18 protein-coding genes and 1 tRNA gene are annotated in these 21,273 nt (G+C 55.8%); 7 read left to right on the top strand and 12 right to left on the bottom strand.

The genetic code is table 11. From position 1 onward, the window contains the following. The first annotated feature begins 418 nt into the window (after positions 1-418). The gene (locus tag WD071_RS16425) at positions 419-892 is read left to right on the top strand and encodes an Lrp/AsnC family transcriptional regulator (protein ID WP_368049486.1); all 474 of its coding nucleotides are present in this window, start codon (positions 419-421) and stop codon (positions 890-892) included. Between the two features lie 139 nt (positions 893-1,031). Here WD071_RS16425 and WD071_RS16420 read toward each other — a convergent pair whose 3' ends face one another. The 6 genes from WD071_RS16420 to WD071_RS16395 all read right to left on the bottom strand — a co-directional run bounded on the left by WD071_RS16420 (position 1,032) and on the right by WD071_RS16395 (position 8,602). After that, on the bottom strand, positions 1,032-1,853 hold the full coding sequence (locus tag WD071_RS16420; RefSeq protein WP_368049485.1) for a LytR/AlgR family response regulator transcription factor: 822 nt from the start codon (positions 1,851-1,853) through the stop codon (positions 1,032-1,034). Then, a complete protein-coding gene (locus tag WD071_RS16415) occupies positions 1,840-2,910 on the bottom strand; it encodes a sensor histidine kinase (protein ID WP_368049484.1) in 1,071 nt (356 codons plus the stop codon). The genes WD071_RS16420 and WD071_RS16415 overlap by 14 nt, the downstream gene beginning before the upstream one ends. A 70-nt stretch (positions 2,911-2,980) precedes the next feature. After that, positions 2,981-3,961: a malate dehydrogenase gene (locus WD071_RS16410; protein WP_368049483.1), complete on the bottom strand. Its 981-nt coding sequence runs from the start codon at positions 3,959-3,961 to the stop codon at positions 2,981-2,983. 67 nt (positions 3,962-4,028) lie between these two features. Then, positions 4,029-5,087 (bottom strand): tRNA preQ1(34) S-adenosylmethionine ribosyltransferase-isomerase QueA, encoded by a 1,059-nt coding sequence (gene queA, locus WD071_RS16405; protein WP_368049482.1) that lies wholly within the window; start codon positions 5,085-5,087, stop codon positions 4,029-4,031. A gap of 51 nt (positions 5,088-5,138) precedes the next feature. Then, positions 5,139-7,130 (bottom strand): alpha/beta hydrolase family protein, encoded by a 1,992-nt coding sequence (locus tag WD071_RS16400; protein WP_368049481.1) that lies wholly within the window; start codon positions 7,128-7,130, stop codon positions 5,139-5,141. A 185-nt stretch (positions 7,131-7,315) separates the two neighbouring features. After that, complete coding sequence (locus WD071_RS16395) at positions 7,316-8,602, bottom strand: amidohydrolase (RefSeq protein WP_368049480.1); 1,287 nt, start codon at positions 8,600-8,602, stop codon at positions 7,316-7,318. Between the two features lie 195 nt (positions 8,603-8,797). Here WD071_RS16395 and WD071_RS16390 point away from each other — a divergent pair. Next, positions 8,798-8,884, top strand: a tRNA-Leu gene (locus tag WD071_RS16390). Positions 8,885-9,038: 154 nt separating this feature from the next. Here the strand turns inward: WD071_RS16390 and bla are convergent. From bla to WD071_RS16360, 6 genes are all read right to left on the bottom strand, one after another. Further along, positions 9,039-9,986, bottom strand: coding sequence for a subclass B3 metallo-beta-lactamase (gene bla, locus WD071_RS16385; protein ID WP_368049479.1), 948 nt, complete (start codon positions 9,984-9,986; stop codon positions 9,039-9,041). Between the two features lie 59 nt (positions 9,987-10,045). Further along, positions 10,046-10,939 carry a PHB depolymerase family esterase gene (locus WD071_RS16380; RefSeq protein ID WP_368049478.1) on the bottom strand — a complete coding sequence of 298 codons (894 nt, stop codon included), beginning with the start codon at positions 10,937-10,939 and terminating at the stop codon, positions 10,046-10,048. A gap of 79 nt (positions 10,940-11,018) precedes the next feature. Continuing rightward, a complete protein-coding gene (locus tag WD071_RS16375; RefSeq protein ID WP_368049477.1) occupies positions 11,019-11,450 on the bottom strand; it encodes an acyl-CoA thioesterase in 432 nt (143 codons plus the stop codon). A 34-nt stretch (positions 11,451-11,484) separates the two neighbouring features. Then, positions 11,485-12,795, bottom strand: a complete 1,311-nt coding sequence (locus WD071_RS16370) for an amidohydrolase family protein (protein WP_368049476.1) — start codon at positions 12,793-12,795, stop codon at positions 11,485-11,487. Between the two features lie 4 nt (positions 12,796-12,799). Next, the gene (locus WD071_RS16365) at positions 12,800-15,751 is read right to left on the bottom strand and encodes an amidohydrolase family protein (RefSeq protein WP_368049475.1); all 2,952 of its coding nucleotides are present in this window, start codon (positions 15,749-15,751) and stop codon (positions 12,800-12,802) included. Between the two features lie 41 nt (positions 15,752-15,792). Beyond that, complete coding sequence (locus WD071_RS16360; RefSeq protein WP_368049474.1) at positions 15,793-16,041, bottom strand: hypothetical protein; 249 nt, start codon at positions 16,039-16,041, stop codon at positions 15,793-15,795. 111 nt (positions 16,042-16,152) lie between these two features. Here WD071_RS16360 and WD071_RS16355 point away from each other — a divergent pair, with 111 nt between their 5' ends. The 5 genes from WD071_RS16355 to WD071_RS16335 all read left to right on the top strand — a co-directional run bounded on the left by WD071_RS16355 (position 16,153) and on the right by WD071_RS16335 (position 21,261). Further along, entirely contained in the window at positions 16,153-17,994 is a 1,842-nt protein-coding gene (locus WD071_RS16355) for a DUF885 domain-containing protein (protein WP_368049473.1), read from the top strand. A 91-nt stretch (positions 17,995-18,085) separates the two neighbouring features. Then, positions 18,086-18,907, top strand: a complete 822-nt coding sequence (locus WD071_RS16350) for an HAD family hydrolase (RefSeq protein ID WP_368049472.1) — start codon at positions 18,086-18,088, stop codon at positions 18,905-18,907. 49 nt (positions 18,908-18,956) lie between these two features. Next, positions 18,957-19,340, top strand: a complete 384-nt coding sequence (locus WD071_RS16345) for an MAPEG family protein (RefSeq protein WP_368049471.1) — start codon at positions 18,957-18,959, stop codon at positions 19,338-19,340. A 21-nt stretch (positions 19,341-19,361) separates the two neighbouring features. Then, positions 19,362-20,045: a DUF938 domain-containing protein gene (locus WD071_RS16340; RefSeq protein WP_368049470.1), complete on the top strand. Its 684-nt coding sequence runs from the start codon at positions 19,362-19,364 to the stop codon at positions 20,043-20,045. Then, the gene (locus WD071_RS16335; RefSeq protein WP_368049469.1) at positions 20,038-21,261 is read left to right on the top strand and encodes an Nramp family divalent metal transporter; all 1,224 of its coding nucleotides are present in this window, start codon (positions 20,038-20,040) and stop codon (positions 21,259-21,261) included. The genes WD071_RS16340 and WD071_RS16335 overlap by 8 nt, the downstream gene beginning before the upstream one ends. Positions 21,262-21,273 lie beyond the last annotated feature (12 nt).

The following is a 21,273-nucleotide window of genomic DNA, read 5'->3' as shown; positions in this document are numbered from 1 at the left end:
CGGCCTGTTTCAAAACTGAATTCTTACGCCCTGTCTGGTTCTGGCTTTTGGCCCGCATCCTGGGCTTTGCATTGCGTGAGCTTTCCGGATCCCCGTCGGTTGTGGCGTCAGGGTGGCAGCTCCGGTCAATGCCTCTTGGTAAGAGGTTGCCTGAAAACTGGCCAAATGGTGGTAACCGTGTCCAGATTGCTCATGTTTGCAAGGTGTTGCCATGACGTTAAGTCATGCCCCGGGACCACATTGAGGCTGACTGGGTAAGTCTGCCGGGGCCATCAGGTTGATGCATAGAATAGGGAATACGCCGTAGTGATTCCACTCATAAATTACGAATAATTCGGATTATATTGACGCTTTAAACCAATATACGTATATTAATTGGTTAATATAACCAAACAAGCGCATTTAGCCGAGATATTGCATGGACCTGGACAAACTTGACCGCCGGATACTGCGGGAATTGCAGCAGGATGGCAGCATCACCAACGCCGAACTGGCCGAGCGCGTTGGCTTGTCGGCAACACCCTGTGCCAGACGCGTGAAACGCATGCAGGATGAAGGCCTGATCGAGGGCCAGGTCATCATATTGAACCCCGCTCATCTTGGTCTCAAGCTCAGCGCCCTGGTGCAGGTCAGCATGGACCGGCACACCCCGGATCGTTTTGAACGCTTTGAAGCTGAAATCCGCAAACACCCAGAAGTAACCGAATGCCTGTTGATCACCGGCCAGTCGGCAGACTACCAGCTCAAGGTTATAGTGCCCGACATGGACGTCTATCAGGAGTTCCTGCTCAACACCCTGACGCGCATCGAAGGCGTCGCCGATGTACACTCAAGTTTTATCCTGCGCAAAGTGCTTGATACCACTGCGCTGCCTTTGCATCATTTGCCGTAGAAAGAATGGGGACGGGAAAAGAATGGGGAGAAGAAAGAATGGGGACGGAGGGAATACTTTTGGGGAAAGAACAAAAGTATTCCCTCCGTCCCCATTCTTTCTTTTCCCTCCGTCCCCATTCTTTTCCCCATTCTTTCTATCAGAAAAAGTGCTTCACCTTGTCCTTGTAAGAGCGACTCATCTTCAATGAGGCCCCACAGCTCAGCGTCAAATGGAATTCGCCATTGATGTGTGAGGACACCTTCTCCACCCGGTCCAGGTTCACTATGGTAGAGCGGTGTACGCGCTGGAATACGGTGGGATCCAGCTGAGACTCCAGCTCTTTCATGGTCGTGCGCATGATATGAGTCTCACCTTTTACGTGCACACACATATAGTCGCCTGCCGCATCAATCCAGTCGATATCGCGAATCGGTACGAAGCTTGTCGACGCGCCATCCTTGATGGCCAGTTTCTCGCAGGTCTTGACCGGATTCTCGCCGTTACGCAGCAACTCACCTACCGCCTGCTCGGACTTGCCGGTCAGGCTGATAACAATATCCAGTAACAGTTTTTTCTCGTTGTCGCCACGGCCATCATGCAAACGCTGACGCGCCTTGGTCACCGCCACTTCCAGTCGTTCGACCTCAATGGGTTTCAACAAATAATCAACGGCATGGATATCAAAAGCATTAACCGCATATTCATCGTACGCAGTCACAAAAATAATCAACGGCATGTTGTCCTGCTGCAGTCTCTCGACCACTTCAAACCCTGTCATGCCCGGCATCTGGATATCCAGAAATACAAGATCAGGTGCCAGTTCAGCGATGGCCTGCAGGGCTTCGCGACCATTCTGGCAGTCCCGTAAAATTTCGACATTGCCCAGCCCCTGCAAACGCAGCACCAGTCCCTGTCGGGCCAGGGCTTCGTCATCAACCACGATTGCGCGTATTGTCTGCTCTGAATTATCTTGTTTCATAGGGAATCATTACCGTTACCTGAAAACCCTTGGGCTCGCGCTCTGAAAGCACCAGTGTATGGGCATCACCGTAAATTTCCTGCAGTCGGTCCCGGATATTCTTTAAGCCCACGCCTATTGATGTCGGGTGACTGACAGAACCTGGGCCGTCGTCGGCCACTGTAATACAAAGCTGATTATTCTCGCATCTGCGCGCACTGATCCAGATGGTACCGCCTTCTTCACTGCGTGCAATAGCGTGTTTTATCGAATTCTCCACCAATGGCTGCAGGATCATGCTCGGCACCAGAGCTCTTTCGGTCTCGGAAGCCAGGTCAACTTCTATACCCAGTCGTTCTTCAAATCTTACTTTCTCTATATCCAGATACAGGTTGAGAGAGCTTAGTTCATGATCAAGGTCCACCTTGTCCAGTGGATCGTGCTCCAGCGAATAGCGCAGAAACTTGCTGAGCCGGGTCACCATGGCATTGGCCTGATCAGTCGATTTGACCAGAATCAAGGTGGATATGGCGTTGAGAGTATTAAATAGAAAGTGTGGATTCAACTGGTAGCGCAGCATGCGGAGCTGGGCTTCATGCGCCAGCGCTTCAGAGCGCAGACTTTTCTCTTTTTCATGCTGAAACAACTGGTAGTACTTGATACAGAAGTACAGCACACTCCAGATCAGCAGTATCGACATGGAAATAGGCACCATGCTGGTAAAACTGACCCAGCCATACCCGGTCAGATCAACACTGGCACCAAAATCAGAGTCGGTAATCAGTACTTTCAGCGGACGCCAGGCCTGGGAAGCTATCCAGCATCCCAGGACAACGGCGACGATACGCAAAAACACCATCTGTTCCCAGACCGCACGATATAAAATGCGCAGGCCTGAGGTCAGAGCCATGCCGATAGCAGCATCCAGCAAAAATACACTGATACGCTCAAGCATATACTCGGCGGGCACAAAGGTAAGATCGCGCAGCACCAGCATCACTACCCAGATGCCCCAGCCCAGCAGCTGGAACAACCAGAACTGGACTTCCCTGCGTATGGTCTGTGTACGAATGTTCATGGTCGCTGGGTTAAAAGTTTAATGGGGACGGAGGCGTTTGGCATTGCTAAACGCCTCCGTCCCCATTAACTCACGGCAGCAAATGCGCAACACCGTCGCGCTCTTCGCCAAGCTCTTTTTCAGTCTTGCTCATCAGGTCACGACTGAAGTCATTGACCTCCAGGCCTTGAACAATGGTGTACTGACCGTTCTTGCAGGTCACCGGGAAGGAGTAGATCAGGCCTTCAGCAATGCCATAGCTGCCATCGCTGTGAATGCCCATGCTGACGATTTTACCGTCAGTGCCAAGCGCCCAGTCACGCATGTGTTCGATAGCAGCATTGGCCGCCGACGCTGCGCTGGACAGGCCACGCGCCTTGATAATGGCCGCGCCGCGCTGCTGAACGTTGGGGATGAAGGTACCGGTCAGCCAGGCCTGGTCAACCAGATCTGTGGCTTTTTTACCGGCAACCGTGGTGTGATGAACATCCGGGTACTGCGTGGCAGAGTGGTTACCCCAGATGATCATGCCTTCAACGTCTGTGCTGTGTTTGCCGGTTTTTTCCGCCAGTTGCGCAATGGCGCGGTTATGATCAAGACGGGTCATGGCAGTGAACTGGCCAGGCTTCAGATCCGGCGCATTGCGGTAGGCAATCAGGGCATTGGTGTTGGCCGGGTTGCCAACCACCAGCACTTTGACATCACGGCTGGCGTGGTCGTTGATGGCTTTGCCCTGAACCGAGAAGATGGCGGCGTTGGCGGCCAGCAGATCCTTGCGCTCCATGCCCGGGCCGCGTGGACGGGCACCAACCAGCAGACAGTAATCGGCGTCTTTGAACGCTGCGTTGGGGTCGTCGGTCTGAACAATGCCCTGAACCAGCGGGAACGCGCAATCTTCCAGTTCCATGACCACGCCTTTTAATGCTTCCAGCGCCGGGCTTATTTCCAGCAATTGCAGGATAACCGGCTGGTCTTTACCCAGCATTTCACCTGAAGCGATTCTGAACAACAATGAATAACTGATCTGCCCTGCTGCCCCGGTGACAGCGACGCGTACGGGTGCTTTTGCCATGATAAAACCCTTCTGAATGTATAAGTTAATGGTATTGCTTGACGAATTGAGGGGCCAGAGTATACCACTACCGGATAAACATGGCATCGCCATAGCTAAAGAAGCGGTAGCGCTGCTCAATGGCCTGCCGGTAGGCAGCCATGACGTTCTCACGTCCGGCAAACGCGCTGATCAGCATCATCAGGGTTGATCGTGGCAAGTGGAAATTGGTGATCATGGCGTCCACTACCTGGAACTCATAACCAGGGTAAATAAAGATATCAGTTTCACCCTGGAAAGGCTGGAGCCCCGGTTCCACGCAGCTCCGGTCGCCTTTCATGGCTGCCGACTCCAGGCTGCGTACCGATGTCGTGCCCACAGCAATGACACGGCCTCCACGTTTGTGGCAGGCATTTACCTGCGCGCAAACGTCTGCTGACACACGGATCCACTCACTGTGCATCTTGTGTTCCTGCACATCGTCCACGCGCACGGGTTGAAATGTACCGGAACCCACATGCAAGGTGACAAATGCCATCTCAATCGATCTGGCTTCCAGTGTACTCAGCAACTCATCATCAAAGTGCAACCCGGCCGTAGGCGCAGCCACCGCGCCCGGGTGCCTGGCGTAGACGGTCTGATACCGGCTTTGATCCAGGTTTTCGTCTTCCCTGTTGATGTACGTGGGCAGCGGCATGTGGCCAACCTTGTCCAGATCGGCAAGCAACGACTCTCCGCAGAAAAACCGCAGATGATAGAAATCGCCATCCCGACGTAGAATTTCAGCCTCTAGAACATGATCGTTATTTGCTGAAGAGAATATGAGCCGCAAACCCGGCGGACGGGAATTGCTGGCCCTGACATGAGCCATTGCTTCATTACCAGGCAACAGGCGCTCGATCAGAACCTCAACAAAACCACCGGTGTCGCCACGTTTGCCCAATAGCCGGGCGGGCAGTACCTGGGTGTCATTGAAAACCAGCAGATCCTTCGCTGTGATCATCTGCACGATGTCGTGGAACCCATGGTGCTCTACAGCGCCGGATTCGCGGTCAAGACTTAACAAACGGCTGCTGCTGCGCTTATCCAGCGGATAATGCGCAATAAGCTGCTCGGGCAGATCATAATCAAAATCGGATAGTTTCATAAGGCGGGCAAGTTTGCCCGAAAGCCTGCCCGTTGCCAAGCGCAAACCACCTCAACGCGTCATATCTGCCGGATCCGAAAGCCCCAGAGATTCGTTAAAAAACGCCAGCAATGACTCATAAAAAGCTATGCGGTTTTCCTGTGCAAAGAATCCATGCCCTTCGGCGCGATGGAAAATCCAGGCCGGGTCATAACCTGCCTCCTGCAGGGCCTGCTGCATCGCTTCTGCCTGAAACAGTGGTGCCCTGCGATCCTCACCACCGTGAGCCAGCAGCACCGGCACTTTAATCCGATCGGCCATGTTAACCGGCGACTGCCGATGCAACTCTTCAGCATCCGTACCCACGGCCCGTGCCAGGTAACGCTCGCCGCCAGGCAGAAACGGGATATCGGAGCGCGACAACTCATTCAGGTCATAGACCCCGGCGTATCCGGCAGCACAGCGGTAGTCGTCAGGGTAACGCGCCACCGATGTCAGCGCGGCAAAAGCACCGTAACTGGCGCCATAAATGCAGACCCGGTCCGGATCAGCATGACCGCTCTGCACCGCCCAGCGCATGGCCAGGTGCAGATCATCGACCATACCACTACCCCACTGGCCGAAACCGCGCTGCAGGTGGTCCAGGCCAAAACCGCCTGAGCCGCGGAAATTCACCTGTAACACGGCAAAACCGTGTCGGGCCAGATACTGCGCCTCATGATTGAAGCCATAATGATCCCTGACGCCCACGGGCCCGCCATGGGGTATCACAATCAGCGGCAGCGGCGTCTCAGCACTTTCCCGCTTGGTCAGGTAACCACTGAGAACAAAATCATCCGGGCTGCGAATGGCAAACGGCGTCACCGGTGCCATGGCATCAACCGGCAAATCTGAATTGAATCCGCCCAGGTAAATCATTTGCAAGGCGTCGTTTTCCAGCAGGTAGAATTCGCCAACCCGCTGCGGTCCGAACACACCGACCAGGGATCGTTTGCCGTCGCGACTCATGCTCGTCACCTTGACCCGTTCTCCCGGAAAAGATGCATCCAGGCCCCGCTGCAAAGCAACCTCGGGGTGCTCGGAGAAATAGTGCGTTTCAAATACATGGCCGCTGAACTTGGCTCCCAGGATTTCATCCCTGGCACTGGACAACACCAGATCACTGCGGCTCACGTCGAACTCAGGGTGTGCAAAGACGGTCTCAATGCGGCTGTTGTCAACGACATAGCGGTGCAGGCCGAGCGTGCCGTGGTCACTGCGCTGAATGAAATAAAAATCATCATTCTGTTTGGAGAATCCGACAAATTCGAACCCTCCTTCCATGGCGGAGCGAATAAATTGATCGCTGATATCCTGCCAGTCTTCATCTGCGCGGCGGAAACGTAGCTGCAACAGCATATCGTCGTCAATCGCACTGGCCAGCCGCACCTCCCCATCATGGTCCGAATGCAGTTGCCCCCATGACAACGGGCTGCGCACCTCGCGCATCAGGTTACGCATCATGGACGACTGATTGCCGGGCGGACGATTGTCAATGTCGAGCAGGAACGACGAAGGACGACTGCGGGACACCGATCCCCGGTTGACTTCGTAACGCGAAACACGAATGCGGCCGGGCTGGTCAGGCAGAATATTTTCAATAAAAAAGGCTGCATAGTCACCGACACCCGGCCCAACCATCTGGAATTTACGGGTATTGTCGATATTAAGCCCGAATATTTCACCTGTCAGCATCGGCTGTTCCAGCCCGCCCATAAACCGGTGGGTAGCGACCACGATGCGCTCTTCGGTCGCCCAGTGAAACTCTGCCACACCAACGCGCGAGCGGGTGGCAAAACTGGCCGCCACCTCACCGCTGTCAATGTTGACAATGCGCAGTACCGAGCTGTCTTCGCCGGGAAACAGCATGGCCAGATGTTTGCCGTCCGGCGACAGGCGAACATCCTCAATAGTAGCCATCCGGAAGAATGATTCGGCGCTGAAATCCTGCGCTGACACTCTCGCCTGCTGCATCAGCAGCAAGCCTGAAAACAGGAAAATCAAGAATCCCGGTGTACGCATCATGACAGACTCCCTCCGCTTGCAGTGCCAGACGGACGGAGCTTATGAAATGACTATTCTTTAATGCAACAAGAATCGACACGGAGGCGTGGGTTACCGTGCAAAACGAGACTTGCCGCACAAATTCGCAATTTGCACGGCAAAAAGCCGAAAAATCGTCTATGGGCCTGACAACTAACGGGCTACAGCTACTGCGCTGACAAAAAATCCAGCGCCAGCGCCGTCATTGCCTTCACACCTACCGGCAGGGCACTTTCATCGGCATAAAAGTACGGTGAGTGATTGGGATACACCATATCCGGATCATCCGCCGCGATGCCGAGGAAGAAAAACATGCCCGGGACTTCATTGGCGTAGTAGGAAAAGTCCTCGGCACCGGTTATCAGCGGCGATTCAATCAGATTGTCGCCCACCACTCGCTGCAGCGTGGGCTGCATGGCCCGGGTCAGTTCTGGATCATTGGACGTAACCGGATAACCCAGACTGATATCCACCTCGGCGGTGGCACCGGCACTGGCGGCAATCTGCTCCGCAGTACGCCTTACCCGCTCGTGGATTTGTGTACGTGTATCGGCATCAAAGGTGCGCAGGGTACCGATCATCTCGACTGAATCAGGAATGATGTTGCTACGCAGGCCGCCGTTGATGGCGCCGACGGTAACGATTGAAGGTGTGGTGGTAGCATTGAGCTGGCGACTGGGAATGGTTTGCAGACCCATCACGATCTGCGATGCCACCACAATCGGGTCGATGCCGGCCCAGGGCGCAGCGCCGTGTGTCTGCTGCCCCTGCACTTTGATGGTGAAGGAGTCACTGGAAGCCATGGTACCGCCTTCGCGTACGGCGATCACACCCGCCGGAATCGGCCAGACATGCAATCCGAAAACCGCATCAGGGCGCAAATCCTCAAAGATGCCTTCTGCCAGCATCAATTCTGCGCCGCCTTCCTCGCCTTCAGGCGCGCCCTCTTCCGCAGGCTGAAAGATGAACATGACGGTACCCGGCAAATCCGCCTGCATACCAGCCAGAACAGACGCTGCTCCCATCAGAATTGCCATGTGGTTATCGTGACCACAGGCATGCATGACACCCACGTCCTGGCCATTGTATTCAGTCCGTACCTGGGAAGCGAACGGCAGGTCGACCTGCTCTTCCACCGGCAAAGCGTCCATGTCTGCCCGCAGTGCCACCACCGGTCCGGGCTGACCACCACGCAGAATACCGATCACGCCGGTATGGGCAATGCCGGTTTCCACTTCCATGCCCAGAGACTCAAGGTGTTCGGCGATAATGCCGGCGGTGCGGAACTCCCGGTTCCCAAGCTCGGGATGCTGATGAAAATCACGCCGCCACTCAATCACCTGCGGCATGACCTGATTCACCTGGTCCTGCACAGCGTCGGGCAATGCCGGTTGGGCGTGAGCCAGGGAATTCATCAGCAACATGGCGGAGGCGAGCAAAAGCGTGGTTTTCATGGCGTTGATTCCTGTTGTTGTTGTGATGGGATGTCGAGATGGGATGCCGTGATCACACAAAGTCTGAGTCAAGACTGTCAATACAGGATAGCCCAGTCGATTTAATCCAGCAATACAGCCGGATTATCATATCGACCCGTTGCCAGCCGTCGCAATGTTGTTATAATGGCGCCCTTCTGCAATAGCGCACTTCCTGCCGGAGTGGTGAAATTGGTAGACACGCCGGATTCAAAATCCGGTGCCTTTAAAAGCGTGCCGGTTCGAGTCCGGCCTCCGGTACCATTAAGATTGACCTCACGGCCTATACGCAAAATAATACGCCGGATTCACCTCTTTCGAAAAACCAGCGGTGCCCTTAAAAGCGTGCCGGTTCCCAGGGTCCCAAAAGTCAGGGCCTCCGGTACCATTAAGATCGACCTCACGGCGTATGCCGCCGCTACAGGTTGGCCAGCCGCGCCCTTTCCGCCGCAACCCGCGCTTCGAACTCTGATCTTCGCTGGGCAATAAACTCAGCCCAGGGTTGTTGACGAAGCAGCGGATGAGGACGCATCTGCACGCGCATCTGATGCTCTATGCCCTCGAACGGTTGTTGCGGATGCCCGGTGAGATAGATGTCGGGCTGCAGCCTGGCCAGATTATCAAACCCCTGCAACGACTGTTCAACCAGTTCCGGAAAACGCGGATTGTTCACCAGCTGCACGCCCTCGTTAGGGCCGTTGCAACCGAAAATTGCCACATTGACTGACTCCCCCGAATCCGTTGTGTCCAGGCTCCACGTCGTGCACCCCTGCGTGTGACCTGGCGCCCAGGTAGGCGTCAGGGTGACGTTGCCCAAGGTGACTTCCTCGCCGTCCTGCAGCCGACGATCCACGTTCACCGGCTCCCAGCCCTCAAACGCCAGTGGCGACAGATCGTGCCCCGCTTCCAACGCATCGGCGTCGCCTGCAATCGCCATGACCTGAGCACCACTCATGCGCTGGACGATCGCGTGCCCCTGGACATGATCAAAATGCGCGTGACTGGACAGCAGGACGCGTATATCACGCATATCGAAGCCCAGCGCCTCAACGCTATCACGTATCTTCGGCGCCATACCCGCAACGCCGGTATCGATCAGAAAATGTCCTTCCGGGCTGCTGATCAGGTAGGAACCAATATTGCTGGTACCAACAAAATAGATATTACCCAGCACCCGGAACGGCTCCACAGGTTCTGACATATGGGTATGAAAAGCCAGACCGGCGGCCACGCGCTCTTCCGAGCTCATCAGATCCAGGCGCCCTGGAATCCCCTGATTGTCATCATCGGCAGCACCCTGAGCGACCACCAGAGAAGAGGCTGTCAATCCGACCAGCAACAACAGTAGATTTTTAGACACGCTCATGTCCAACTCCTATCTCAATAGATGTTTCCATACCCCGGTTCGACATATCGACACCGGTGTCAGTTCTGCGATACTGCAACGCTGTCAGTGCCCAGAATTTTGGGTCGCGCCAGCAACCATTCAACAACTTTCTCAGGGAACACAGAGGAAATCTCAGGGATATGCGACCCCTCAGCGATGGTCCACAGCTCTGCTGAACCTCCTGGCTGGCAATCGCTGCTGTAGCGCGTGACTGTTGTTTCGAGCCCGGCCAGACTGGCATCCAGATCCAGCGTTGCTGTCACAACGCCTTCGGCAGAGCAACCGTTGTACTCAGCCCAACGACTGACCGACTCCTCGGCGCTGGGATAAACATTGCCTTGAATATCACCGCCCTCGTAGGCAATGGTGCCATCGGCTGTACCGTGAATCTGCAGGATGTGAACCGGATTGGCGGGCGCTGACTGCGCCACGGTAGCTTCGGCGCCGGCCAGACTGGCGATGCCGGCAATGACGTCGGAATACTCGTGCGCGGTCTTGTATGACATGAACCCACCATTGGAGTGCCCAATCAGGTATACCCGGCGCTCATCAATTTCGTACTGCGCCTTGAGCATATTGATAATATCGAGCACATAGGCAGAATCATCCAGGTCATTGGCGTAAAAATTACAGCAGGCGTCAGATGCATTCCAGAAACGGGCATTGCGCCCCTGGGTTTCCTGTGTGCCGTCCGGCGTCGCAAGGATAAAGCCGTAACGGTTGACCAGTTCACCAATACGCATATAGCCGTTTTGCTGAACCCCATTTGAGCCATAACCATGCAACAGCACAATCAGTGGCGCGGGCGCATTGCTTTCATAGCTATCGGGTACGATCACGGGAACATCACCGCGACCGGCATCTATCCGGGTCGTTTGCTGAGCCAGCGCAAATGAAGAACACAACAACAGTAAAAAAAATATCGAACGCATATCAATTCCTCTAGTTTGTTTTAACATCATGTAAATTCGTGATCCTGTTTTTATTGTAAAAATTTTTGCGTATGCAGACTCAAACCCGCGCAGCACCGTAACGCTCAAGAAATATGGCTGGCATACGCTTGGGTCGCCCTGTGGTCAGCGCGATGCAGACAAACGTACTTTTTGCCCGCAGCAGCGTCTGCCCGTCGGACGTCCTGCAGATCTGAAAATGTCGCGTCAAACGAAGCTTCTGATCTGAATGCACGATCCAGGTCGCCACCATCAGTTGATCACCCAGATAAGCGGCTGCAAGATAGTCTATTTCATGACGCAACACGACCATGGCCCTGTCCAGCTGCCGATACGACATCAGGTCAAGGCCCAGGGCTTGCGAGTGCTGCCAGGCACATCGTTCCAGCCAGCGCACATACACAGCATTGTTGGTGTGACCCAGCTCATCGATATCATCTGTCGCCACCCCCAGGCTCAAGACATAAGGGTCAGGTCTATCCCATTTTACCAACACTCACTCCTTCACATCCGGTCAGTAATCTACCTTATTGCTCAAGCGGCTGGTTAGAGTACCGCTCGTAATAGCGTTCGTACAGTTCCTGCTGAGTGCCGTAAAGATCAATCAACCGCCCCTGCACAAATGCTTCCTGCACCTGACTGCTGCGCATGTCCAGCGCATCGCCGAGGGAGACAAAGAACGTTGCGTTCTTGCCCACTTCAAGAGTACCGACCTGATCATCGACACCCAGAATTTCAGCGTTATGTTTGGTTACCATGGACAGCGCGGTTTCCCGGTCCAGTCCGTATCCGGCCGCCGTGCCGGCAAAAAACGGCAGATTACGCTGCGAATCCAGTGACGTTTCGCCGCCACCGATACCTACCAGAAGACCTGCCGAGTGCAACTGAAACGGCACTTTGAAGGGTTCATCGACGTCATACCATTCCCTGACCGGCAGCGCATGCACGGATTCATAAACCACTGCCACAGACTCGCTGAGCAATAAATCCTTGACCTTCATGGCGTCGCGACCACCAACCAGAACAATCTCCTGCACGCCATAACTGCTGGCGAACTGAACACTACTGGCTATCATGCGCGCGTCATTGGCATGGATGAACAGTCTGGCCTCGCCGGTAAACAGCGGCGCCATTGCCTGCAGGTTCAGGTTCAGCGGTTCGCCTGTGTAGCTGCGGGCATTCTGAAACAGGCCGTGCAGTATCTGCGTCTGCGCCTGGTAGTTTTCATTGTCGACGGTTTCAAACTGTCCGGTAATTTCATTGCGTTCGCGGCGGGTGCGTGATGGCCAGTGCATGTGCATGGCGCCGTCCTCGGCCAACAGTGCATCCTCCCAGTTCCAGCCATCCAGATTCATGACGCTGGAGCGACCGGAGATCAAACCACCCTGCGGTGCAATCTGTGCGGTCAGGATGCCATTAAAGCGAAAGGTCGGAATCAGCTCGGAATCGGTATTGTAGGCAATGGCCGAGCGCACACTGGCATTGATATCGCCTTCTTCAACGACGTCATTGGTTGCTCGCAGGTTCGCAATTTCCGACAAACCCAGGGTTGAATTGGGCAGCACAAAACCGGGATAGATATGCGCGCCCTGCACATCAATTACCTGGTGATTAAAAAAGTCAGGACGGTTAGCGTCAGTGCCGACATAGGTAATCACGCCTTGATCAAAGGCCAGCACACCATCAGTAATCACACTGCCGTTGCCGACATGAATGACAGCACCGGTAATGGCGATAGGTTCACTTTGCTCCTCCGCCGGTTTGGGCACGATCGCCTGCGTCAGCGGAACCGACAAGAACAGCGCGGCAAACAGACCTAGTACGATTTTTGTTTTCATGTTCTTACTCCTCGTCGCTGATAATGGCAGCGATGATACGTGCGCGTTCACTGGCAATATATTGGCGCAACTCCTGATCGCGCGCCCGGTCGAAATACGGCACACCGTCGACCCAGGTGGTCTGCGCCTGCGCATACACCGATAACGGATGCTCGTCCCACAGCACCAGGTCCGCATCCTTGCCTTCGCGAATGCTGCCCATGCGGTCATCCAGATGTAACAGCTTGGCCGGGTTCAGCGTGATCATCTTCAGGGCATCGGATTCACTGACGTTGCCATACTTGACCATTTTGCCGGCCTCCTGATTCAGCCGTCGCGACATCTCGGCATCATCTGAATTCAGTGCAACGACAACACCGGCCTGTTGCATCAGCGCCGCGTTATAGGGAATGGCATAACGCACCTCCCATTTGAAGGCCCACCAGTCAGAAAAAGTGGAGCCACCGGCGCCATGTGCCGCCATTTTATCAGCCACCTTGTAACCTTCCAGAATGTGGGTGAAGGTATTGATGTTGAAACCAAAGCTCTCAGCCATCTGCATCATCATGTTGATTTCGGACTGAACATAGGAATGGTTGGTCACAAAACGCTCGCCCTTGAGTATCTCCAGCATGGTTTCGTGCACCAGATCACGGCGCGGCATGACGGCATCACGGCGCTGCGCATTGGACAGGTTGTCATAGGCGTTCCAGCGCTGCTCATATTCCTGCGCCTGCGTGAAGGCATTAACATAAACCTGCTCTACACCCATCCGCGTTTGCGGGTAACGAATGGACGCCGGGTTGGTGCTGCGTTTGACGTTCTCACCCAGAGCAAACTTGATGAATTTGGGTGCATCGTCAATCTGCAGATCCTCGGGCGCCATGCCCCAGCGAAATTTGATGATGGAAGACTGCCCGCCGATGGGATTGGCCGACCCGTGCAGCTGCTGCGCCGCTACCACGCCGCCTGCCAGGTTGCGGTAAAGATTCACATCCTCCGAGTTCACCACGTCCTGCATTCGCACCATGCTTGAATTGGTGGCGATCTCATTGATACTGAACAGGGCAATATGGGTATGTTCATCAATGATGCCTGGCGTCAGATGCTTGCCGGTACCATCAACTTCAACCGCATCACCGGCGGACACATTCTCGCCCACCCCGGCAATGCGACCATCGCGCACCAGCACATCCGTCACCAGCGTCCCCATGTCTTCGTTGGTCCACACGGTGGCATTGCGAATCACCACGTCCTGCTGCTCCGGCAGGGATTCACTGCCGTACGCAGCAAAGGGATAGAGAACCGGCGATGGCAAGGTCACCGCTTCCGAAGACGCTGTCTCCGCCAGGGTTGCCTCCGTCATGGACTCAGGCAACGGGCCAGCGTAGCTCAAACGCCAGTCAATAAAGTCGCCCGATGCGGTTTGCCCGGTACCCTGCCAGCCGTTATCCACCGGCCAGCCACTCAGACGTGTCGGGCCGCCGACTGCGTCGGTACTGTCGGTACCATCTGTATTGCCAGTGCTAAATGTCAGGTTGATCAGGTCATTGGTGAGGCTGACCTCGGCCGACGCACCCTCAAGCGTTTCGCCATTGTTGTCCATCAAGGTAAGCTTGGCGGCACCATCATCAAAATCCAGCGCAACCGTCAACTGCCGGGTGCCGGCCTGCAGGACATATTGCCCCCGACGCTCGTCCATGCCGTTGGCCAGCACAAAGCGCTGACCGCGCACCCAGTTTTCCAGCAAACGCGAGTCTTCAGCAAACAACGGCCCCGAGGCAACCAGCAGGTTCGCCAGCGCGCCTTCGTCAAGATGACCCAGCCGATCTTCTACCCCGAGAATCTGTGCCGGCACCGTGGTCAACGATGCCAGCGCCACATCCTCGGGCAAACCGTTAGCCACCGCCTGACGCAGATTGTCCCAGAACCTGTCGTCGGATCCGGCGCTGGTCAACGCAAATTCAATGCCCGCCTCAGCCAGCAGGCGTAGATTGAAAGGCGCCAGCTCCCAGTGCTTCAACTCAGCGAAAGACACCTCGTCGGCAACAAACGGATCGGCTACGTCGGGCGCTTCCGGGTAGTCGAGCGGCACAATCAGGCGAGCGCCGGTTGCAGCGAGTTTGCCAGCCTGCTGGTAGGCGTCGGTTCCCACACGAATGACATATTCGGTGTCAAACTCTTGTGCAACACCATGCACGGTCAGCGCCTGATTCCAGTTATCGACCTCCATGACCTGAGGCAGGCTTTGTGAGCGTATCCACGCTTCCAGCGACTCATCAACGAACGGTTTTTGTTCATGAGCGTCAAACCATTGTGCGTCCAGGTAAGTCTGCCGCAACAAGGCCACCGACCCCATCAGGGAAACCGGCACTGTCTGTCCGGAGCTGCCTTTTTTCAGGGAATAATGCGCTGCGGCGTCCGGCACCACAATGGCCTCATTGGCATTGTGGTCGCCAACGGTAACCAGTGCCGAGGTGCCACGGGCAATGCCGTCGGCATGATGACTGAGCACAGCACTGAAGCCGAGATTGCGCAACGCTGCACTGTCGTCGGCATCCGGCTTGAAATTTTCCACGGCACGGTAATGCGAGCGAATGGCATCGTTGGCATTGTAGGCTCCTGCACTTGCTTCCAGTACTTCCGCTCCGCCGCCTTGCGCGGGGCGCGCCGGTTCTGGCAGGCCATAGCCGGAATACAGATCAATCAAGCCCGGGTACAGGTACTTGCCAGTCATGTCGATGGCAAAGTACCCATCACGGGCATCGCTACCGGAGATGACATCCACGATACGCCCGTCGCGAATCAACACAGTGGCGTCCTCCTGATACCCCTCGCCTGGCAGATAAACCGTGGCACCGGTCAATGCCAGCGCATCCCGCCGATTGTCTGCTATGCCATTTGGCGTAGCCGTTTCCTGAGCGAGCACCGGCGACACCATTATCATGGCCGCCAGCCAACCTGTCATAAAGCGCATAGCTAAGTTCCTCGACTATCAGTCTATAGAATTATTCAGAATTATTGGTGTTCATGGCTTCGGGGAGTCTGTACTGATTTGCGCTCGCCGCGTGGGGTGCCTGCGCAACTTTCGCCGGTGTACATGCCCGCCAGAAACTGCGACAGATGGCGCAGGCACTGTTTGAATTTGCCACGACCTTTGATTTGCCCCAGATTGAGTTCATTGAGGCCAAGGCGACGACCGTCCAGTGTCGGCTCAGACACCGTGTGTGTATTTTCGGGTCGGTTTTCGGTGTGATCCGGCTCCATAAAGTCTCATTAATACAATGACAACAGTTCGATAATATCGGAAAGTAGCGTAAGAGAGTACAACAAGAGAGTTCAGCCAGGTAGTACAATTGCTGCTAACAGGAGACTTTTATGAAGCAATCACTCAATTGTCGACACCGCATGCTGGCATTCGCGCTGGCTGCGTCCTTGTTGGCGGCATGTTCCCCCGATGCCAACACGCCAGCGACATCCGGCCCCGGCACAGAACCTGCGGCTCAGCCCGAGCCAGCACAAACGGCCGCCGCCGATCCGGCCGCGGTGGCATTCGCCCGTGACAGCGAGGCGCTGATGCAGCGCATGCTGGCGCGGGAACCGGAATGGTCCATATACGCGGGCCGGTACGACGATGCCGACCAGGTCACGATTCCTGATGCGGCCCGCCGTGCCGACGACCTGGCGTTTGTCGAGACCGAACTGGAGCGCCTGGCCCTGATCGATGCGCAGACCCTGCCGCCCGAGTTGCGCATTGACCATGCGCTGCTGACCAACCGGCTGCAATCCACGCACTGGTACCTCACCGAATTCATGGACTGGCAATGGGATCCCTCCAACTACAATGTTGCCGGTCCTATTGGTTTGTTGCTCAATACACCCTACGCGCCGGAGGCAGACCGGTTGCGTACCGTGCTCACGCGACTGCAACAGGTGCCTGCCTACTACCAGGCCGCACGCCGTAATATCAGCAACCCGACCCGCGAGCATACCGAGTTGTCCATCACCCAGAATCGCGGCACCTTGAATCTGCTTGGCGACAGTTTGCGCGACCGCGTCGCCGCCTCAAGCCTGGAGTCAGCGGAAAAACAGGCGTTTGAACAGGCCCGGCAAATGGCTGTTGAAACAGTGGAGGGGTATATTGCCGAACTGCAGACGCTCGCAGAGGCCATGGCGGATGATGGTGATGCCCGCCCTTTCCGCATCGGCGCTGACCTTTACGAAACAAAATTCGCCTATGACATTCAATCAGGGTTTACCGCCCGGGAACTGTATGAGCGAGCCGTGGCAGAAAAAAACCGCTTGCACGATGACATGGACGCCATCACCGTTGAACTGTGGCCGCAATACTTTGCTGAGCAACCCATGCCGGAAGATCGCCTTGAACGCATCGGCCAGCTTATCGACCATCTATCAGACCAGCACATTGAGCGCGAGAACTTCATCAGCGAAATCGAACGGCAGATCCCCTTGCTGACCGCCTTTGTCAGCGAGCGCGATTTACTCGACCAGGATCCCAGCCGGCCACTGGTGGTACGTGAAACACCGGAGTACATGCGTGGCGGCGGCGCCGGTGCGTCGGTCAGCGCCCCGGGGCCGTTCAACCCGACCGCCGACACTTACTACAATGTCACCCCGCTGGACGACTACAGCGACGAGCAGGCCGCCAGTTACCTGCGTGAATACAACCAATGGGTCTTGCAGATTCTCAATATTCACGAAGCCATCCCCGGCCATTACACACAACTGGTGCATGGCAACAAGTCCGCCGGCCTGATCAAGAGTCTGCTGCGCAACGGTGCCATGATAGAGGGCTGGGCAGTCTACTCCGAGCGCATGATGCTGGAGGAAGGCTGGGCCGATCAGGAACCCGAAATGTGGCTGATGTACGGCAAATGGAACCTGCGTGTTGTCACCAACGCCATCATGGACTACGCCGTTCATGTCTTGAACATGACCCGGGAGGAAGCCATGGACATGATGCTGCGTGAGGCATTCCAGGAGCAGACTGAAGCAGAGAACAAATGGCGGCGCATTACATTGTCGCAGGTGCAGTTGACCTCATACTTTACCGGCTATGCCGAGATCTATGATTTCCGCGAACGCCTGAAGGCCCGAATGGGTGATGACTTTGATTTGAAGGCTTTCCACAACCAGTTCCTGAGCTACGGTAACGCGCCGGTACCTGCCATTATCGACATGATGCAGGGCAGCGACTGAGCCAGTCTCAGCACTGAGTGTGCTTTTTATGGTTAAATGGTGGCTCAGTCCAACCCGAAAACGCTGACATCCCGGAGATTCGCGCCCGACTATGGAACTTGTTGTTTTTGATCTCGATGGCACCCTGCTCAACGATGCCTCGCGAATTTCCGCGTATACGCGTGAAACGCTCCATCGTCTGACGCACAACGGCATTGCGTACACCGTGGCAACCGGGCGCAACCTGCATTCCGGCCAGCAGATCATCGCTGACCACGGTTTTGTCCTGCCCCATGTCTATACCAATGGCACCGTGATCTGGGACCCTCGTGTAGAAACCCTGTCGCTGAACAATTACCTGACGGTGACTGAAGCGACGCACGTTCTGCGCGCTGCGCTTGCTGAGCAGATCAGCCCCTGGGTCAATACTGTGACCGAAGATAAGCAGCATTATGTCTTCCACCCCGCCACCTTGAGCAGCGTGGAGAAAAAATTGCTGGAAGTGATTCGCCAGCGTGGCGGCGCACAGCTCCTGCCACTGACTGAATTGCCGGCTGATGCCCGCATCACCAATATCAGTATGCTGGGTAGCGCCGCCGGTATCGATGCCATCAGGGCAAGTCTGGCGAACGAAGATCACCTGGTTTCATATTCGGGCGTTGCCATGGAAAGCAAAGACCTCAAATGGGTAGACTTCCACCACAGCAGCGCCAGCAAAGGCGATGCATTGAACCTGCTGCGCCAGCAACTGAATATCAGCCGTCTGATCTGTTTTGGTGACAGTGACAACGATCTGAGCATGTTCCGGGTCGCAGACGAAAGCTACGCCCCGGACAATGCCAAGGATTTTGTCAAAGCAGAGGCCACGGCAGTCATTGGTCACAACAACGAAGATGGTATTGCACATTACCTGCGAGAACGCTTTAATCTGTGATCGCTGGTCTTTGTATTTTTCTCGAAAAACCACCTGAAAGGGAGTCATCATGGAACTGGTCACGATTGTCGTAGTGCTGGCATTATTGCAATACATGGTATTTGGTATTCTGGTCGGCAAGGCGCGCGGCACTTACAAAATAGACGCACCTGCTGTCACCGGCGATCCTGTTTTTGAACGCTACTACCGGGTGCAGATGAATACGCAGGAGAGCCTGGTGCTGTTTTTGCCTTCGATCTTTCTGTTTGCGATGTATGTTAACGCAGAGATTGCCGCCGCCCTCGGCGTGGTATTTATTATCGGCAGATATCTGTACTTTCGTGCCTACGTCAAGGATCCGAAATCGCGCGGACTGGGTTTTGCGCTGACCATGTTGCCATCGCTGGTGCTGGCACTCGGCGCCCTGGCAGGCGCCGCCCTGAGCCTGCGCTGAATATACCGGGAATTCTTTGCTGTGAGCACACCCATCAATACTGACACACGCCGCAGCAGCCCGAGCTCCCAACGCAATCGCGAACCCATCGCGCAGGTGCTGCAGACATACCTGGCCAGCAACAGCCGCGTCCTTGAAATCGCGGCAGGAACCGGTGAGCACGCGGTTTATCTTAGCAGGCTGCTGGCTGCGTCCGATTGGTGGCCGAGCGATATCAATGCCGAGGCCATCAGCAGTATTAACGCCTGGCGTGAAGACGCCGGCACGCCAGCGATTCATCCGGCCATTGTGCTCGATGTCAGCCGTCCGGTAGAGGAAACTGTCTCTGCGCTGACCCAGGTTGGTGCCAGCGTGCTTGACGCCATCGTGTGCATCAACATGATTCATATCAGCCCCTGGCAGGCTACCCGGGGCCTCATGCGCACGGCCAGTGCCGTGTTGAAGGAAAACGGACTGTTGTATCTCTACGGCCCCTACAAACGCGACGCTCAGCACACAGCGCATAGCAACGCTCTGTTTGATGCCGATTTGCAATCACGTGACCCGCAATGGGGGGTGCGTGACCTGAACGAGGTCTGTGAGCTGGCGGCGACACATGACCTCAGACTGCTGGATGTCGTGGCCATGCCCGCGAACAATCTCAGCGTGATTCTGCAGAAGCAGGCAGCCGCCGTTGAAAGCTCTGGCAGCACGGTCCATGACTGAACCGGCCAAATGGCGCCACAATAGCGGCCCGGGTGCGCTGGTGGCGGCTGCTTTCATCGGGCCGGGCACGGTAACCGTCTGTACCCTGGCCGGTGTCGATTTTGGTTATGATCTGTTGTGGGTCATGCTGTTGTCGGTATTTGCCACCATGGTGCTGCAGGAGATGTCAGCACGCATCGGCATCGTCACCGGTCGTGGCCTGACCGATATCATTCGCACACAGCTGCACCAGCAGCCACTGGTGCGCTTTGTTGTGCTGCTGATGATACTCGGCGCGATTGTGGTCGGTAACGCCGCCTACGAGGCCGGCAATATCAGCGGTGGCCGACTCGGGCTGGAAACCTTGCTTGGCATCAACTCGGCAGCCGGCTCTCGCTGGCTCAGCCTGCTCATCGGCGCCCTTGCGTTCGCCTTGCTGTTTGTAGGCAGCTACAAGGTACTCGAGCGTGTTCTGATCGCCATGGTCATACTGATGAGCCTGGCTTTTGTGTTCGCCGCTGCGCTGACCCGGCCAGATCCGGCCGCCCTGCTGCAAGGCCTGTTACTGCCTTCGTTTAGCGATGCCAGCCTGCTGACCATTCTTGGCCTGATCGGCACCACGGTTGTGCCTTACAATCTGTTCCTGCACGCCTCACTGGTCAGCGAAAAATGGCGTAGCGCTGAAGACCTGCCCCATGCCCGGCGCGACACGTTTATCGCCATCGGCATCGGCGGTCTGGTGTCCATGGCCATCATTGTATGCGCTGCGGCAGTCAATACCTCCGGCATCGCCAATGCCGCCGACCTGGCACTGGGGCTTGAGCCATTGTTCGGCAATTTTGCCAAATATTTTCTCAGCCTGGGCCTGTTTGCCGCTGGCATCACATCGGCCATTACGGCCCCGCTGGCGGCCGCCTATGTCGTGCGCGGCTGCATGGGCTGGCCCGCAGACCTTAAACATGGTGGTTTTCGCTTGGTGTGGATGCTTATCCTGATCACGGGCATCACGTTCTCGTCACTTGGCATCAACCCTATTGATATTATTCGCTTCGCCCAGGTTGCCAATGGCCTGACTCTGCCGGTAGTGGTTGCCATTCTGCTTTGGATTATGAACTCAGGTGCAGTGCTGGGTCGACATAAAAACACGCCAATGAACAATGTACTGGGCGGCGCCATTCTATTGGTGACGGTAGCACTGGGAGCAAGAACCATCATCCAGGTTATAGCCAGCCTGTAAGCACCCCCTGCG

The organism is Pseudohongiella sp. (assembly GCF_040877505.1).
Classification (GTDB): Bacteria; Pseudomonadota; Gammaproteobacteria; order Pseudomonadales; family Pseudohongiellaceae; genus Pseudohongiella.
The sequence above is the reverse complement of the archived record's forward strand: the minus strand, read 5'-3'. Positions and strand labels throughout refer to the sequence as shown.